Source organism: Clostridium sp. (assembly GCF_017888565.1).
Classification (GTDB): Bacteria; Bacillota; Clostridia; order Clostridiales; family Clostridiaceae; genus Clostridium.
In genome coordinates this window covers 126407-143924 of sequence record NZ_JAGHFX010000018.1, presented here as the reverse complement: position 1 = coordinate 143924, position 17518 = coordinate 126407, and the positions used below count along the sequence as shown (strand labels likewise).

At 28.4% G+C, this 17518-nt stretch carries 18 protein-coding genes and 1 riboswitch; all 18 genes read right to left on the bottom strand.

The window, feature by feature from the left end; translation table 11 throughout:
• Window positions 1–3: 3 nt before the first annotated feature.
• Window positions 4–152, bottom strand: a riboswitch (SAM riboswitch).
• Window positions 153–246: 94 nt separating this feature from the next.
• The 18 genes from J7M87_RS03855 to J7M87_RS03770 all read right to left on the bottom strand — a co-directional run bounded on the left by J7M87_RS03855 (window position 247) and on the right by J7M87_RS03770 (window position 17514).
• Entirely contained in the window at window positions 247–543 is a 297-nt protein-coding gene (locus J7M87_RS03855; protein WP_291648831.1) for a DUF503 domain-containing protein, read from the bottom strand.
• 133 nt (window positions 544–676) lie between these two features.
• On the bottom strand, window positions 677–2158 hold the full coding sequence (gene malQ, locus J7M87_RS03850; protein ID WP_291648830.1) for a 4-alpha-glucanotransferase: 1482 nt from the start codon (window positions 2156–2158) through the stop codon (window positions 677–679).
• Window positions 2159–2381: 223 nt separating this feature from the next.
• Entirely contained in the window at window positions 2382–3401 is a 1020-nt protein-coding gene (locus tag J7M87_RS03845) for a LacI family DNA-binding transcriptional regulator (RefSeq protein ID WP_291648879.1), read from the bottom strand.
• A gap of 95 nt (window positions 3402–3496) precedes the next feature.
• Window positions 3497–4390, bottom strand: a complete 894-nt coding sequence (locus J7M87_RS03840; protein WP_291648828.1) for an ABC transporter permease subunit — start codon at window positions 4388–4390, stop codon at window positions 3497–3499.
• 1 nt (window position 4391) lies between these two features.
• The gene (locus J7M87_RS03835; protein ID WP_291648826.1) at window positions 4392–5309 is read right to left on the bottom strand and encodes a sugar ABC transporter permease; all 918 of its coding nucleotides are present in this window, start codon (window positions 5307–5309) and stop codon (window positions 4392–4394) included.
• A gap of 61 nt (window positions 5310–5370) precedes the next feature.
• Window positions 5371–6579 (bottom strand): maltose ABC transporter substrate-binding protein, encoded by a 1209-nt coding sequence (locus J7M87_RS03830; RefSeq protein ID WP_291648824.1) that lies wholly within the window; start codon window positions 6577–6579, stop codon window positions 5371–5373.
• Window positions 6580–6696: 117 nt separating this feature from the next.
• Window positions 6697–7644 (bottom strand): helix-turn-helix domain-containing protein, encoded by a 948-nt coding sequence (locus J7M87_RS03825; protein WP_291648823.1) that lies wholly within the window; start codon window positions 7642–7644, stop codon window positions 6697–6699.
• A 275-nt stretch (window positions 7645–7919) separates the two neighbouring features.
• Window positions 7920–8111: a hypothetical protein gene (locus J7M87_RS03820; RefSeq protein ID WP_291648821.1), complete on the bottom strand. Its 192-nt coding sequence runs from the start codon at window positions 8109–8111 to the stop codon at window positions 7920–7922.
• 177 nt (window positions 8112–8288) lie between these two features.
• Complete coding sequence (locus J7M87_RS03815) at window positions 8289–8843, bottom strand: phosphatase PAP2 family protein (RefSeq protein ID WP_291648819.1); 555 nt, start codon at window positions 8841–8843, stop codon at window positions 8289–8291.
• Between the two features lie 29 nt (window positions 8844–8872).
• Window positions 8873–9499: a thioester domain-containing protein gene (locus J7M87_RS03810; protein ID WP_291648817.1), complete on the bottom strand. Its 627-nt coding sequence runs from the start codon at window positions 9497–9499 to the stop codon at window positions 8873–8875.
• 247 nt (window positions 9500–9746) lie between these two features.
• A complete protein-coding gene (locus J7M87_RS03805; RefSeq protein WP_291648815.1) occupies window positions 9747–10061 on the bottom strand; it encodes a PTS lactose/cellobiose transporter subunit IIA in 315 nt (104 codons plus the stop codon).
• Window positions 10062–10080: 19 nt separating this feature from the next.
• Window positions 10081–11415 carry a PTS sugar transporter subunit IIC gene (locus J7M87_RS03800; RefSeq protein WP_291648813.1) on the bottom strand — a complete coding sequence of 445 codons (1335 nt, stop codon included), beginning with the start codon at window positions 11413–11415 and terminating at the stop codon, window positions 10081–10083.
• Between the two features lie 41 nt (window positions 11416–11456).
• A complete protein-coding gene (locus J7M87_RS03795) occupies window positions 11457–11762 on the bottom strand; it encodes a PTS sugar transporter subunit IIB (protein WP_291648811.1) in 306 nt (101 codons plus the stop codon).
• A 63-nt stretch (window positions 11763–11825) separates the two neighbouring features.
• Complete coding sequence (locus J7M87_RS03790; RefSeq protein ID WP_291648809.1) at window positions 11826–13265, bottom strand: glycoside hydrolase family 1 protein; 1440 nt, start codon at window positions 13263–13265, stop codon at window positions 11826–11828.
• 278 nt (window positions 13266–13543) lie between these two features.
• Window positions 13544–14272 carry a MurR/RpiR family transcriptional regulator gene (locus tag J7M87_RS03785; protein ID WP_291648806.1) on the bottom strand — a complete coding sequence of 243 codons (729 nt, stop codon included), beginning with the start codon at window positions 14270–14272 and terminating at the stop codon, window positions 13544–13546.
• A 179-nt stretch (window positions 14273–14451) separates the two neighbouring features.
• Window positions 14452–15858: a GH1 family beta-glucosidase gene (locus J7M87_RS03780; RefSeq protein ID WP_291648804.1), complete on the bottom strand. Its 1407-nt coding sequence runs from the start codon at window positions 15856–15858 to the stop codon at window positions 14452–14454.
• A gap of 50 nt (window positions 15859–15908) precedes the next feature.
• Window positions 15909–16142, bottom strand: coding sequence for a hypothetical protein (locus J7M87_RS03775; RefSeq protein WP_291648803.1), 234 nt, complete (start codon window positions 16140–16142; stop codon window positions 15909–15911).
• A 313-nt stretch (window positions 16143–16455) separates the two neighbouring features.
• Window positions 16456–17514, bottom strand: a complete 1059-nt coding sequence (locus J7M87_RS03770) for a glycosyl hydrolase family 18 protein (RefSeq protein WP_291648801.1) — start codon at window positions 17512–17514, stop codon at window positions 16456–16458.
• Between the last annotated feature and the right edge of the window lie 4 nt (window positions 17515–17518).

Below are 17518 nucleotides of genomic sequence, written 5' to 3'. Positions count from 1 at the left end.
ATTCTCTCATCTATCAGCTAAAAAGCTGCAGGATTTAGCACCAAACTTAATAAGAATAAACTTTTATCTAACACAAATTAGACTTATCATTTAATCCTATTACAGGTTGCTGGGTTTCACAGGGCCAGTCCCTCCACCACTCTTGATAAGAAACGTAATCAAATTATTTATTTTTTCTATTGATACTAATATACATTTATTGGTTTAGATTGTCAACCTATTAATTTGAATTTTATGTATTTATTTTTATAAAAACTTAAACATTATAACATCTTTTTCTATACCAATAAGCTCTGCATCTGTATTTAACTCAATAAAATTAATTATATTTTCCATTGTAGAATCTACCTGCGAACTACTTGAACATATTCCTGAAATAGCAATTACTATACTTTGATGAATATCTTGATCTTCTACTTCATTTACTGAAATATTAAATTTATTTTTTAGCTTTTGAGTTATGCTTTTGACCACCATCCTCTTTTCTTTTAAAGAATGTACCCAACTTGCTCTCAACTTTACACTCATTACTAGAACTCTCATTTTAAACCACCTACATTAAATTTTTTAGATATTATATATCTTAACATTATTATGAATAAAGCTCATAGAGAATATTCTCTATGAGCTTTATTCATAATTTTTATAGGAGATTATTTTAATAATCTAGTTAAAATTATTTTGTTCTGCCATATAATTTTGTTAAATCATAAATCTCTTCTGCTAACTTATTATTTATATCCTTTGCTGAAGCTCTCCATATCCAGTTACCACCTAAAGTAGAAGGCATATTCATTCTTGCATCATTACCTAATCCCAATAAATCTTGCATAGTTGTTATTGCTAAGTAAGCTGGACTTCCCCAAACTCCTCTTATTAACCCCCTTGCAATTCCTTCTTCATAAGTTAAATTTAAATACTTTTTAGCTTTCTCTATTTCTTTTTTGCTTCCTGTAACATTATACCATCCGCAAACAGTATCGTTATCATGAGTACCCGTATAAGCTACACAATTAACTGGGTAGTTATGAGGTAAATCTCTGCTATCTCCCTCTCCAAACCCAAACTGTAATATCTTCATTCCTGGGAAACCTGCTGTATCTCTAAGTTCAATAACTTCATCAGTCATCATCCCTAAATCTTCTGCTATTATATTAACATCCCCAAGTTTACTTTTTATTGCATTAAATAGCTTTATTCCTGGCCCTTTTGTCCATTGTCCAAATTCTGCAGTTTTATTTCCATAAGGTATTTCCCAATATGCTTCAAACCCTCTAAAGTGATCTATCCTTACTACATCATATAGCTTAAAGCTTTCTCTAACTCTATCTATCCACCAACTGTAGCCATCCTTATCTAAGTTATTCCAATTATATATAGGATTTCCCCAAAGTTGACCCGTTTCTGAAAATGTATCTGGTGGACAACCTGCTACTGTTATTGGTAACATATTTTCATCAACATTAAAGTATTCTGGGTTACTCCATATATCTGCACTATCTTCTGATACATAAATTGGAATATCGCCTATTATTTTAATTCCATTACTATTAGCATATTTTTTTAAACTATACCATTGCTTAAAGAACATATATTGAATAAATATCCAATAATCAATTTCATCCTTTAATAATGCCTTATAAGAATCTATAGCTTCTTTCTTTCTAAGTCTTATGTCATCATTCCAATTTTGCCAGCTAACTAAATTAAAATGATTCTTAACTGCCATATATAAAGCATAGTCTTCTAACCAAAATTTATTTTCTTCTATAAATTTATTTATTTCTTTGTCATATTTATTTTTAGAATTTTCATATGCAATTCTTAATACTTTATTTTTATTTATAAATAATTTTGCATAATCCACACAATTTTCATCTAATCCATAGTCTAAAGTTGAATAATCTTTTTTAGCTAATAAGCCATATTTCTCTAATAAATCAAAATCTATAAAATATGGATTGCCAGCAAATGCTGAAAAGCATTGATATGGTGAATCTCCGTAACTAGTTTGTCCTAATGGTAGTATTTGCCAACACCCTTGTCCGCTCTTTTTTAAAAAATCTATAAAGGCAAACGCTTCCATTCCAAATGTGCCTATTCCATACTTACCTGGTAATGATGAAATATGCATCAATATGCCACTACTTCTTTTCATAAATTTTACCTCATTTCTCATAAAACCTATTTCTGTACTGTAATTATTATTCTGTTTTGAAAGTTATTTATAATAAATTACCAACTTACTATATTAATACATAAGAGAAATTTATTTATATTACTAGGAGTTATTACTAATTAATTTTAAATCTATATTATTTATAATCTATTCATAATAGCAAGATCTCGTGCTATTATGAATAGATTAGTTTTTATAGTTTTTACTTGCTTATTTTGAAATTTGTTGATTCTCTTTCAACAAGCTCTGTATTTAATATAACGTGCTTATTATTAGTTTTATTAGCTATTAAATCTAATAATAAATCCACACTTATCTTTGCCATTTCTACTTTAGGTTGTATAACTGTTGTAATTGTAGGGCTATAAAATTCACTAATATCCATACCGTCAAATCCAATTATAGCAACATCTTTTCCTACTTCTAAACCATTATCCTTTATAGCCTTTGCACATCCTACAGCCATTATATCTGATATAGCAAATATAGCTGTAACATCTTTATTGTTCTTCAATAGTTTATCTGTTTCTTCATATGCTCCTCTATAATCATAATGTCCTAGAATTTTATAGTTTTTATTAAACTCAATGTTATTTTCTTTTAATGCTTTTATATAACCTGCTTCTCTTAAATATCCAATTCCAAAGTCATTTTCATCTCCTAGCATTATAGCTATATTTTTATGACCACAATTAATTAAATATTGTGTAGCTGAATAAGCAGATTTCTCATTATCTATAGATACTGATGAAAAATTTGAAAACTCTTTTCCATATTTATGATTTATTGAGGTTAATACAACTGGAACATTTATATCATTAAAATCATCATTTTTTACGTCTGTAAAGTTTCCTCCTAAGCAAATTACACCCTGTAATCTCTTTTCCTTTATCATAGATATTAAATTATTCATTTCATCATCACTTAAATAATCATGATGCTCTAAAATCATAGAATATCCTGCTTTAGAAATTCTTTTACTTATTGAGTCTAACATTTCTGAGAAAAATGGGTTGAAAACCCCCTTTATTAACACGCCTATATTATTTGTATTATTTTTTTTAAGATTTCTAGCACTATTATTAGGTATATAATTATTTTCTCTTATTACCTCTAATACTCTTTCTCTAGTTTGCTCTTTTACATCTGGATGATTATTTATAACTCTTGAAACTGTACTAACACCTACCCCAGCAATTCTTGCAATATCTCTTATGTTTATCATAACTCCCTCCAAATTTCGACAAATTATTCGGTATCGTTTCCATTAATTTCTATATTAATTATACCATAAGACTCAATTCAAGGATAAAATCATTATTCTTTTACTGAACCAGAAACTAATCCACCTGCTATATATTTTTGTAAAAGTGAGAATATAACTACAATTGGCGTAGCCACCATTACTGCTGCTGCTGAATACATAGTCCAGTTTGCAGAAAATTGATCCTTAATAAATTTTTGTAATCCAGTTACAAGTGTTTGTACATCTGCATTCTTTAATATTGCTGAAGTAAACATAAATTCACTATAAGCTCCTATAAATGCAAATAGGAATATAACTATTAACATATTTCTTAGTAAAGGTAATATTATTACTGAAAACACCTTCCAAGTTGATGCTCCATCTATATAAGCTGCCTCAACCAATTCATCAGGAATTCCGTCTACTGCTCCTTTTAAAAGCCAAATGTTGTATGCACTACCACCAGCTAATATTAATATTAATACCCATGGTTTATTAGTTAAATTATATGTGAAAACTATCCCCATTATTGCTGGTAAAGCCATAGCAGCTGGGAACATTTGAAGAATTAATAAACTCATAAGTCCATTTCTTCTTCCCCAAAATCTTAGCTTAGAAAAGGCAAAGGCTGCTGGAACTGATAATAATAATTGAATAACTGCAACACTTGTACAAATAATCAATGAATTTTTTAGCCATAATAAAAAGTTAGTCTTTTCAAATACTTTTCTATAATTCTCTAAAGTCCATTCTGTTGGAAAAAATGATGTCTGGGTAAATGCATTTCCTTTTGCCATTGATGCAGAAATTACAGCTACTATAGGAAATAATGTTATTAATATCATTATCCATATAAAGATTCTACCAACCCAAGCTGCCCTTACTTCATCAGGTCTTAATTTCTTTTTATACACTACTTTATCTTTTTTTCTTGAAATACTTTTTAAATTTACCTCTGTTTGCATATTAATCAACCTCCTCAAATTGGCCAGATGCCTTCATTTGCGCAAATGAAATTGTTGCAATTATTATAAATATTATTATACTAAGAGCAGAAGCAATCTCAAATCTTCCAAATTGCATTGAAAGTTTATAATTTACTGATGCTAATATATCTGTATATCCTGCAAACTGAGTATTTAACCTTGGAGGATTACCACCTGTAATTAAATAAGCAGATCCAAAGTTATTAAAATTAAATGCAAATGATGATATTATAAGTGGATACGCTGTTTTAGCTATTGAAGGTAAAGTAATATTCGTAAATTGTTTCCACTTAGTCGCTCCATCCACCATTGCTGCTTCATAGTAAACTTCAGGTATTGCAGCTAATGAACCTAAGCAAACGTTCATCATATAAGGGAATCCAAGCCATATATTAACCATTAAAATACTCATTCTTGCTAAGTTAGGATCTGTTAGCCACTTTATAGGTTCTTCAATTAAGTGTAGTTGCATTAATAAATTATTTATTTGTCCGTAGCTACCATTAAATAAACCTTGAAATGATAGGATTGCAACTGATGCTGGTAATGCCCAAGGAAGTATTAATATTCCTTTGTAAAATCCTCTTTCTTTGATATTAGGATTATTTAAAATCAATGCTATTACTAATCCTAATAAAAAGCATCCAAGTGTTGATATTATTGCAAAAGTTAAAGTCCATGCAAATACAGGTAAAAATGTTTCCTTAAAAGGGCCTGCTAAAACTTCTATGAAATTAGAAAAACCTACGAAATTAATTTCACCCTTTGAAAACTGAGTATAATCAGTAAAAGCATAGTATACTGTTGATATTACTGGAAATAGTGTAAATATACATATTGAAATAAGTGCTGGTGCTAAGAAATAATAAGCTTTACGACTTTTACTCTTCATGCCCATTTAAAATCCCCCTTTATTTTATATAGAGATAGGTAAAAACCTATCTCTATTTAGCTAACTATTATTTTATTTGTTTGATACCTTCTTTTACTTGATTTACTATATTTTCTCCAGCTGTTTTAGCATCTATTTGACCTGAAGTTAATAACTTTAAGTTATTTGCTGCTGGTTCCCACATAGCTTGAACTTCCACTATATTCGGCATTGGCATAGCAACTTTTGCTTGTTCCATAAATGCTTTAGTGTATTCATCATCAATTACATAATCTTTAGCTACAGGAATTCTGCTACCAGTTTTATATACTATATCTTGTCCCTTATCAACAAACTCCTCCATAAGTTTCCAAGCTGTATCTTTATTTTTTGAATTTTCATTAACAAATGAAGTTTGAACACCTAAGAATGTTTGTGGAACTTTACCATTTAAAGTTGGCATTGGAACTACTCCAAAGTTTAATCCAGCTTCTTTAGCACCTGAAACATCCCATGGACCTGAGAAATAGAATCCAGCTTTACCTGATGTAAAGTCACCCTTAGCTATATCTCCAGTGATATCTGCTGCCATTAATTTATCTTTATTAACTAAATCTGAAATAAATTGAAGTCCTGCTACTGCACCTTCATTTCCAAGCCCTATATCATTTGGATCTAATGTGCCATTATTATTTTTATAAACATATCCGCCGCCAGCTGATAAGAATGCATATGAAAAGAAGAAATCATTAATGTTATATTCAAATCCAACTTCCTTTGCCATTGCAACTAAATCTTCCATAGTCTTTGGAACTTCTTTAACCTTATCTTTATTATAGAACATTCCTGTTGTTTCTTGAGCAAATGGAATTGCATAAACTTTTCCATCTATAGTCACTGCATCAACAATTCCTTGAGAAGTATATTTATCAGCTGAAACCATTCCTTCTGGAACTTCAGCAATTGCACCTGCTTTTTGGAATGTTCCTAGGTTATCATGTGGAACTCCTAATACAAGGTCTGGGCCATTATCACTTTGAAGAGCTTGAATCATTTCTTGAAACTTTCCTTGGTCTTCAACAACGTTTATTTCAACGTTATTTTCTTCTCCCCAAGCTTTAGCTACCTTTTCAAATTCTTGAACTTCATTAGTAGTAAAGTGTGACCATACTGTTAAAGTTTTCTTTTCTCCATCAGTAGTACCACCATTTTCACCCTTTCCACCACAACCAACTAAAGAAGTCGTAGCAATTACACCAGCAATTAAAACTGCTAATAATTTTGAACGTTTTACCATAATAAATTCCTCCCAAAATCTAATTTTAGATCTTTATATTTATAAACCATATAGGTTTATCAACTAATTTATGTTATTGTTTACAGGTAACCTTACCGGTACCGTTTCCATAAAGTTTTATAATGTATTTTTATATCCTGACTCTTTCCATAATAGAAATAAAATTTTAAATTCTACTGCATCATTGAAATTCGATATATCATAATTTACTATTTTCTTTATTTTATCTATTCTATAAAATAAAGTATTTCTATGAATATATAACTTTTCTGCCGACTCACTTATTTTTAAACTTTCACTAAAAAATATTTCTATAGTCTTTATAAGGTCATCATCTAATTTAGAAAAAATATCATTATACTTTCTATATACTCTATTAATTTCCTTTTCATCTGCGCCTTTTATTATTTTTTCTAGAAGCAATGAGTTTTCAGTATATATTTTTGATGGTAAATTATATTTCAAACAAATTTCTAAATTCGCTTTAAGATACTCAAATTTTTCTTTTAATTCATTATACTCATCAATTTTGCAATAGCTTATATAACATTTTTCTTTTATATTTTTTTTAATTCCTAGAAGAGTTTCCTTAATAATTTCATTACTGATATCATTTTTGCTTATTATAAGAATATATTCATCTTGAATAACTATTATACTTTCATCCTCTAAGTATTTTTTCTCTATTAACTTTATAGCTTTAGATTGCTTGTCCTTCAAATAAATAAGTATTAATTTAAAAGGCTTGTCTTTTATTACTTCTTTAAGAATGTCATTAGAAAATTCTTTTCCCCTTATTATATCCGCTATTATTTCCTCTTTTGACTTCACTGCATTGCTTAACTCTTGTTCTAAGCAGTATTTTAATAAACTAATACAGTTACTGTAATTTTCATATGTTTCTAGCAATAACTCCTCTGTTGGCATTCTTAAAATACTACTTACAGTTTTCGAATTATTTTTTTGTAAGAAATTAGCTATTACAGATCCATCCTTTTCACTTATCTTGAAGGGAATTTGAATTTCTTCACTTATTTTTTGAAAAGAGTTTTTTAACCCATACATAAGCTCCCCCATCACAAAACAATTTTATATTTTCTAAAGCTTCGTGAAATAGGTAACGTTTCCAGAAAATAATAAAATGGTTTTGATTTATTTGTTTACTTTATATTAGCTTAATTATACCCTTGCAATCGTTTTTATTCAATAGTATTTTATAACAATTAGATGCATTTTTTTTGTGAATTTTTACAAAAAATCCTTCTCAGCTCTTGTATTTCAATATAAAAAGCTAACTAAAAAGTATTAATTTTTTGAAAATTTTTAGTTAGCTTTTTATTTTATTTCATTTTTTTCATAGCTTTTTTCATATCACTCATCATATTTTTCATGCTTTCCTTAGCATTTTCGCCCATGTCGCCAACTTTGTCTGCTAATTCTGATATTTCTTCTGCTATCTCCTGAGTCATTTCCCCTGACTTCACTTGCTTATATAGTCTTTTCATTTTATTTTCTATTTCTTCCATTACCATAATTTGAACCTCCTAAATAAATATATATATTATTATCTTTTACCTTTAAAATAAATTTATACTTAAGAGTAAATTAAATTTATTGTAACTCTACTATTGATTCTTTTCTTTTTTATAATTGTTACTATGGAAGGTATAATCGAAATTATTATAATTTCAATAGCTATGATTGAAAAATTACTTTTTACTATATGATAGCTTTTTGCATTTATTATTTTCTATAGTTTTAATAGTAACTAAACTGCAGACAACACCTAATGCTATTCCTCCAATTATATCTGATGGATAATGTACAAATAAATATAATCTTGATAACGCAACAAGAGCTGCAAAAAAATAAAATAAATATTTCCAGTCCTTTATGTAATGCCCGAGTACCACAGCTGCTGCCAATGAAGATGCAGTATGCCCTGATGGAAACGAATATGATAAGGGTGCCTTAATTATTATTTCAATATCTGGAAAAGTTGTAAAGGCTCTTGGTCTTTGTATAATATTTTTTATGATTCCTTCTCCAATAATACTTGTTACAGCTAAAGCAATTAACATTGTAAATCCTATTTTTCTATATTTTTTACTTATTAATAAAATTACACCTATTACTATCCATATAAATCCTCTATCTCCTAATTTAGTTACAAATATCATTATAGAATCCATTAAAGGACTAGAAAAATATTCTCTAATAAATCTCAATATACTTATATCTATTAAGTTTATATATTCCCACATGTTTCCCCCATTACCTTTTAACTTATTGATTATTTACCATACATAGAATTTTCTTCTATAGCCTTTCTTTCAATCTCCTTCTTCTGTTCTTCTCTTAGCCTACTTTTTTCATTTTTAATTAGAGCAATGTCTTGTATATTATCATTAGAATAATATAATATATATTCATTACTATATGATTGCTCATCTGATCTTATTCCTTCATTATATATCTTCTTTATAGCTTCTACAACTCTAGTATCTCCCTTAAATCCATTGACATCATATCCTTCAACAAAACTCCATACAGCAATTTGAGTAGCGAAATATGCTTCCTCTTCTGAGAAAAGATTTAATTCATTGTAGCTTTTATTCGGATAACCTGAAGATAATATTCCAGCTAATTGCTTAGTTGCATATCCATTTTCCTTAAACATTTCTCCACTTGGATAATCTTTATCAATCTCCAAGCAATATCCGATTTGATTTGTTTCAACTTCTCTTATCATCTTTGCTTTAATATTAAAATTTTCATATTCAACTTCACCTACATAATAATTATCAGTAGTTATTTTAACTTCATTATCAAGCTTAATAGCCCAATAACTATAGCTCCAGTTGCACAATATCAAAGTTAACGCGATAATAATAATTACATTTTTCCATAAATTTTTCATTTTATCCCTCCTACTAGTTGTCTCAGTACTATTTTTATCAATTTGCAACTAAATATACTAATCAAAGTGCTACTTTTCAACTCTCAACCTAGCAATAACTACCATAATATATGCGCATTTATTTTTATAAATTCTCCAAAGAATAACTATAGTATTAGTTATTCCTTCTTTCTTATTTTACTTAAAAACAACTAAGGCAGCATTAGATTTTCCTAATGCCGCCTTAACATATATATTATATGAACATTTAATTCTTTATGAATGTCCTATTCATTTCTATAAGCTCTATTGCTATATCTTTTATAGTTTCTGCACTTATTAGCTGATCTTCAGCATGCATTATTATTAAAGAAAACTCAAGCTTCTCCCCATTTGCTTCCTTATGAATCAATCCAGAATGTGCATGATGCCCCTCTACTAAAAACCTCTTAGCCTCTTCTATCTTCTTTTCTGCTTCATCATAATTATTCTTCCTGGCTTCTCTTATTGCTTCCATAGCTAAAGATTTAGCCATTCCTACATTACTTATAATTTCAAATGCAACTAATTCTAGTTCATCCATTTCTTATTCTCCTAACTTATTACATAGCTTCTGTGTTTTCTAATTCATTTTCGTGCATCTTCATAGCAGCTTTATTTGATGCAATTACAAATGGAGCATAAATTAATACACTGACTGCTAAACAAACAAATCCTACTACAAGTCCCATCCATACTCCACCAGTTCCTATAAACGGAATAAGTGGTCCTGGAGTGGTCCAGACAGCTCCATAAGCTATAGGTGGAATCAATTTAAACATTATTGCACCATATCCAATAAGAACATTTACTATAGGCACTAATATGAATGGTATTATATAGATTGGATTTAAAACTATTGGTAAACCAAATATTACTGATTCATTAATATTAAATAATCCTGGTCCTATAGATAATTTTGCAATATCTCTTTGATCTTTTGCTTTAGAGAAAATAAATATTGCGATTAATAATCCAAGTGTCATACCTGAACCACCATAGTTAGCAAAGGCATCAGTTAAAACCCAAGTTGTTGGGTATGGTGCTCCCCATGCTGTTCCATTTGCTTGTGCAAAAGCTAAGTTAGCGGCATTTGGTTCAGCAAACATAGTTTCTCTCACTGCTGCAATTGTGTTAGGTCCATGAATACCCATTATCCATAATAAATTTGATACTAAAACCATTATTACTACTGAGAAAATATTATCTCCAAGTTTAGTTAATGGCGCTTGCAATACATTATAAATCATAGTATGAATTCCGCCACCATTTGTAACTTTATCTAATATAAAGTTAAGAATTGAGAAACCAACTGTTACTATTATTATAGGTAATAATATCTTAAATGTCCTAGAAACTGCTGGAGGTACTTGTTCTGGCATCTTAATTTCAAGTTTAGGGCTCTTAGAAAGCCTTGATAAAAATTCACCTACTAATAATCCAACTATTATTGCAACGAATAGACCTTGAGGTCCCATATATTGCATTGTAATACTTCCATCTACTGCTGATGGATACATTATAAAGAATACTGATACTGAAGTAAGTCCAGTTAATAAGTCATCTGCACCTAAAGCTCTTGCAAGATTCCTTGCTATTAAAAATGCTATAAAGATTGCTAAAATGTTTAAAGATCCATTTAATACAGGTGCAAATATTGCTTGATAGTCTGCTAAATTAGGAATTAAATCTCCTAAGTGAATAAGTTTAGCTACAAACCCATCTGGATGAAGTAAAACATTATTTATTAATACCATTAATGAACCTGCCATTGTTAATGGGAAGGTTAAGATGAATGCATCCCTAATTGCAACAATATGTCTTTGTGCATTTAACTTTGTTGCAATTGGAACAAGTATTTTTTCCATGCTGTTTTCTAAGCTCGTCATAAAACTCATTGTTTTTCCCCCTTATATTTTTTTATTTATTAAACCTCTTGTTAAATTCCAAGAGTTTTTAATACTTGATCTAATATTGCTTTTCCATTCATTGTTCCATATAATCTCATATCTATAACTTCTACTGGAATTCTTCCTTTAACTAATGCATCTACTTGTGGTTTTTGGAATCTTACTTGTGGCCCTAATAAAACTATATCAGCTTTATCTATAACACTTGAACATTCTGAAACTGGTAAAGCCTCAATATTAATTTCTATTCCTTTCTCTTTTGCTGCTGCATTCATCTTATTTACTAAAAGACTTGTAGACATCCCAGCTGCACATACTAATAAAATATTTTTCATAATAACTCCTCCTAAAACTTATTTAAATATAATTATGTTTAATCTTTATTAAAATCTAAACATTTAAAGTTCCTCTCCATTAGTAGCTATCACATTTTTATACCAATAGAAACTTTTCTTTTTAATACGTCTTAAATCCCTTTCATCATTTTCATTTCTATCTACATAAACAAAGCCATATCTCTTTTGATAACCATTAAGCCAACTTAATAAATCTGTAAAAGACCATGTACAGTAGCCTAATAACTCTACCCCATCTGTTATAGATTCCTTGCAAGCTAAAATATGATTTCTTATAAAATCTATTCTATAGTCATCATTTATGATATCGTTATCCTCTAGCCTATCAAATTCACCTAAACCATTTTCAGTTACTAATATTGGTAATCTGTATCTACTATTTATTCTTCTTATCCCTATCCTAAGCCCTGTATTATCAATTTCCCAATCCCAATTTGTTCTTTCTAAATAAGGATTTCTTATAGTTTTAAAATTTCCTGGAATACCATAATCCTTAGATGTTCCCTTTTTTCCAGATGTATTTATTTCTTCAAAATTACTTACTCCATCTATCGGGTTTGTCTCCACAGTTTCACTTCTATAATAATTTATTCCTATAAAATCAGGCTTTCCTCTCTCTAAAAGTTCTAAATCTCCATCTTCAATTTCTGGAGCTATCCCTTCTTTTTCATATCTGTTTAATGCGAAAGCAGGATAGTTTCCAAAACAATATACATCTAGCCACCAGTGACAATTCATATCTTCAGCATTTTCTCTTGCTAAAACATCTTCCGGCTTACATGTATAAGCATAATTAGGAGTAAAAGCAAAGCTTGGACCAATCATTCCATTAGATACGTATTGCCTAAAAGATTCTATTGCTTTTGCATTTGCTAGACTTGCAATATGGTTTGCTTTAAGCATCCTTTTATCATCTTGTACCTTTGGCGGATGTATTCCTATCTTATATCCTAAAATTATAAATATATTTTGCTCATTTAGAGTTATCCAATACTTAACTCTATCTCCATACCTTTTATAAAGAGTTATACAATAATTATTAAAATCATCTATTATTTCTCTAGACTCCCATCCTCCATACAGATCCTGGAGATGTTGTGGCAAATCCCAGTGATAGATTGTAATAATAGGTTTTATATCATTAGCAATAAGTTCATTTATAAGGCTATCATAAAACTCTAATCCTTTTTCATTTACCTTACCTCTTCCTTCTGGATAAATTCTGCTCCATGATATTGAAAACCTATAGGCTTTTAATCCCATCTCCTTCATTAAAGCTACATCCTCTTTGTATCTCTTATAATGATCTACGGCAACCTTTCCATTAGTTCCTTTATAAGTTGTACCAGGCAATTCAGTGAAGGTATCCCAAATACTTAATCCCTTTCCATCAATATTATAAGCCCCTTCAACTTGATATGCTGCTGAAGCACTTCCCCATAAAAAACCCTCTTTAAATTTATCTAACTTTTTATGAATCAAGATTCCCACCTCCTTCTCTTGCTTGTTTATTATATTATATAATACTAAATAGCCATTGTAATCATTTTCAAATCTTAAAAAAACACACTTTCAGCTTATATAATTTGTTCCATAAATATAACAATTTGTTTTAAATAAAATATGGATTTAAGTCAATAATTAAGTGTTATTATTTCTAAAATAATAACACCACATTTCTTTATAATAAGCTATAAAGCTCTCACATAGTGATATATATAATTTGTTTTTTTAATTATAAAAGGATAGATGTTTGACATCTATCCTTTATAATTTCTATATAATTTCCTACCTACGGTTTCAATAATGTATAATGCTGGAATTTGTGTAGTTATATCATGCTCTCCATTCTTTTCTTCTTGAACATAATATCCAATATTTATATCACATATTTTTGCTAAAGTTGAATCTTCATTATTAGTAATACTTATAGCTTTACATCCTTTTTGTTTTAAATTATTTATATGTTCTATTACAGTTGGTGTTTCACCAGAAACAGAAAATGCAATAGCCACATAATTTTCTGTGAATTTAATATTAATTGGATAAAATGGATCATCTATATATACGGCATTTCTTCCTATTGCAGAAATATACCTTGCAGCATACTTCGAAAGTATGCCCGAAAATCCTATTCCAACAAATATTATTGTATTAGCTTTATCTAATACATCACAAACTTTATCTATCTTTTCTCTATAGTCCTTAGTTTGCGCTTTCTTTAAAAAATCGATTATCATTGATGTATTATCAGTTAAGTGCTTTTCTTTACCTTCTTCTATATACATCTTAAATTTTAATTTAAATTCTGAAAATCCTTCACAGTCTAACTTCTTACAAAACCTTAAAATTGTCGTTGTCGATACATGAGCTTCGTTTGCTAATTCTCTTATTCTCATATAAATTACTTTTTCACTATTTTTCATTATATAATTATATAACGATAATTCTAATTCATTTAAATTTTGTATTTTGTTATAGCTAAACATTACTCATCTCCTTTATCGAAATAACTTTTCACTTATTTCTTATATACTATTAATACATAGTAAATTTGCTCATTATTTTGTATTTAAAACTACTTAGTATATTATTAATGATTTGCAAAAGGCTAAAATCTATATTATTTAAGACTTCAGCCATTTAAATATAGTATATTTTATTATAATTAAATATCTTCTCCTCTGGTTTCTATTATGTTTTTATACCAGTAAAAAGAAGCCTTTTTCTTTCTATTTAGATTATTTTTATGGTCTACATATATAAATCCATATTGTTTTTTGTATCCATTCAACCAGCTCAGTAAATCAATAACTGACCATGCATAATATCCCTTTATATTTATTCCTTCTTTAATAGCATTTTTTACAGCTTTTAAATGCGCTTCAATAAATTTAATTCTAGGTATATCAACAACTTCATCATCTATAATAGGATCTTCATCTCCTAGTCCATTTTCTGTTATATATATTTTTATATCTCCATACCTTTCCTTAAGCATTCTTAATCCATCTAAAAATGCTTCAGGAGATATCTCCCATCCCCATTTAGTATATTGTTTGTCATTCATTTTAACAGTTCTATAAAAACCATCAAATGATGGATTTCCTGGGGCTCCCGTTGAATTTTCTCTGTTTCTTTCAACTTCTTCGTCTATATTATTTTTCATTACTCTTTGAGGCTGATAATAATTAAGTCCAATAAAATCATTTTTATCTGCGACATTTTTAATTATTTCTAACTCTTCATCTGTCCAATCAATTTTAACACCATGTTTAGTGATTATATCTACAACATATTTAGGATATTCACCTTTTAATATCGGATCATAAAACCAATGCGTATCGATTTCATTTGCATGATTAGCTGCCAATATATTTTCTTCTTTATCATCTATACTAAAGGCTGGAGAAAATACATGAGTAATTCCTATTTCACCATATTGTTTTAACTTCTTATATAAATCAACTGATTTTGCATGAGCTAAAAATACATTATGGGTAGCTTGGAAATACTTATTAAAATCTCCAACTATAGCTGGTGGATGAGCTCCTGCTAGATATCCTAATCCACAAAATACTACTGTTTCGTTAAATGTAATCCAATGCTTAACTCTATCGCCAAAAGCTTTATAACAAATTTCAGAGTAATTTAAAAATGCATCTATAGTTTCTTTATTTATCCATCCACCCTTTTCTTCTAGAACTTGTGGTAAATCCCAATGATATAAGGTTACAAATGGAACTATTCCATATTTTAGACATTCATTTATTATATTATTATAAAACTCTATACCTTTTGGATTTATTTCACCTACTCCATTTGGTAATATTCTAGGCCATGAAATTGAAAATCTATATGACTCTAATCCCATTTCTGCCATCAGTCTTATATCTTCTTTATATTTATGATAGTGATCGATTGCAATATCACCATTAGTGCCTTCAAAAGTTTTTCCTGGAATCTTAGAAAATACGTCCCAATTTGAAAGACCTTTTCCATCTTCGTTCCATGCTCCTTCTACTTGATATGATGCAGATGCTGCTCCAAATAAAAAATCCTTTGCAAACTTCATTTATTTTTTCCTCCTATTTATAAAAATAAGCTTAATTTTATTTCAATATGTTATTTTACTTGAATTGTATAATAAAGACTCATTCCATATTTTGATTTTGTTTTAAATTCTGATTTTAAATAAGATTCTAACTCCTTAGCGGTTAAACCTGTTTCTGCTGAGTAAATTATTTTTATTCTATTGCTATCATCAAGCACTGTAAGCTTAACCTTATCATCCTCAAAGTTATCGAAGAATTCCCTTATAAATTTCATTTGAACTCCATTTATTTCTACCTTATACATATCTTATCCCCCTACATTAATTCTTTTAAAACTAACTTTAATATAATTTTACAATACTTTTTTAGATAAAGCCTATTTTTATAAATTAATAAAACAAATATCATTTTTTATAATTTGTTTTATTTCTGTAACATATTGTTACTTTATTATACCAATATTTTTTATAAAAATATATTCTTAATTTTTCGAAAATTTTTGTGATTATATCCATAAATCATTACTTATTAATATTATAAAAAGTAATTTGTTAATATTTATATCTATACTTATTTAAAAAGAGAGTTATTAAAATCATAACTCTCTTTTTCATATCTTATTTATCAAATAAATTTCCGCCTAATCTCCACAAGCTAACATCATACCCTTCTTCTATAATAACTTCAGATAAATATTCTAATGTAACTTGATCTGCGTACCATACTTCATGATTGATATTTTCTTTGTCCGTATAATTAAAATATAAATATTTACTTTTATCATCTCGTTTAGCTTCTATGCCATACTCATTCAATATTTGCTTAGCTTCAATCTCTGATACTGATTTAGTATTACCATTATCTTTCCAATCGAATCCACCAGTTGGAATTGCAAAACTTTTTGCTCCAGGAACTTTCTTCATCTTATCAATTAATTCTTTAATAAATTCTTTGTTTGATTTTTCTCCAGCTTTACTAAATGATCCATGCAAATTATAACACATGATTACGTATGTAGGTCCTTCAGTAAAATTAAGCTTATCTATAGGGATATTAGGTTCTAAAACTACTCTTAATTTTAAATTATTTGTTAAAGCTTTGCTATATAGTTCATTTATAAATAATATATAATTTTCCCATAGCCATAAATCATCTTTAATTTGCTCATAATCAATTTCTATCCCATCAAATCCATATTCTTTAGCTAAATCAATTATGTCATTTATATGATTTTCTCTAGATAACTTGTCACTAAGTAAAATATTTAATATCTCTTTATTCTTTAGTGAAGATGTACCATCATCATTAACTACATCATTTACGATCGTTATATATTTTTCATAATTATATGCCGTCTTCTTATCATAATATGCTTTTAATTTTTCAGGCATAACTAAATCATTATTTTGATTAAAATTAACTGCAAAATATGAAATACTACTCAACTTCTTATTTAGCATATTTATTTCGCTATCTACATTTAAGTCCCAATACACTATCCATGAAGATAAATTATCTATATTTTGAAAAGTATCGTAATTTTTCTCCTGAGGAATTTTATTTGGATTTTCGATACTATTATCTTTTACCAATACGCTTTTTAAGTATACGGCTCCAACTAATAAGATAATAATTCCTATTAAGATTATTTTTCTTTTATTTTCTTTAATATTCATTTTT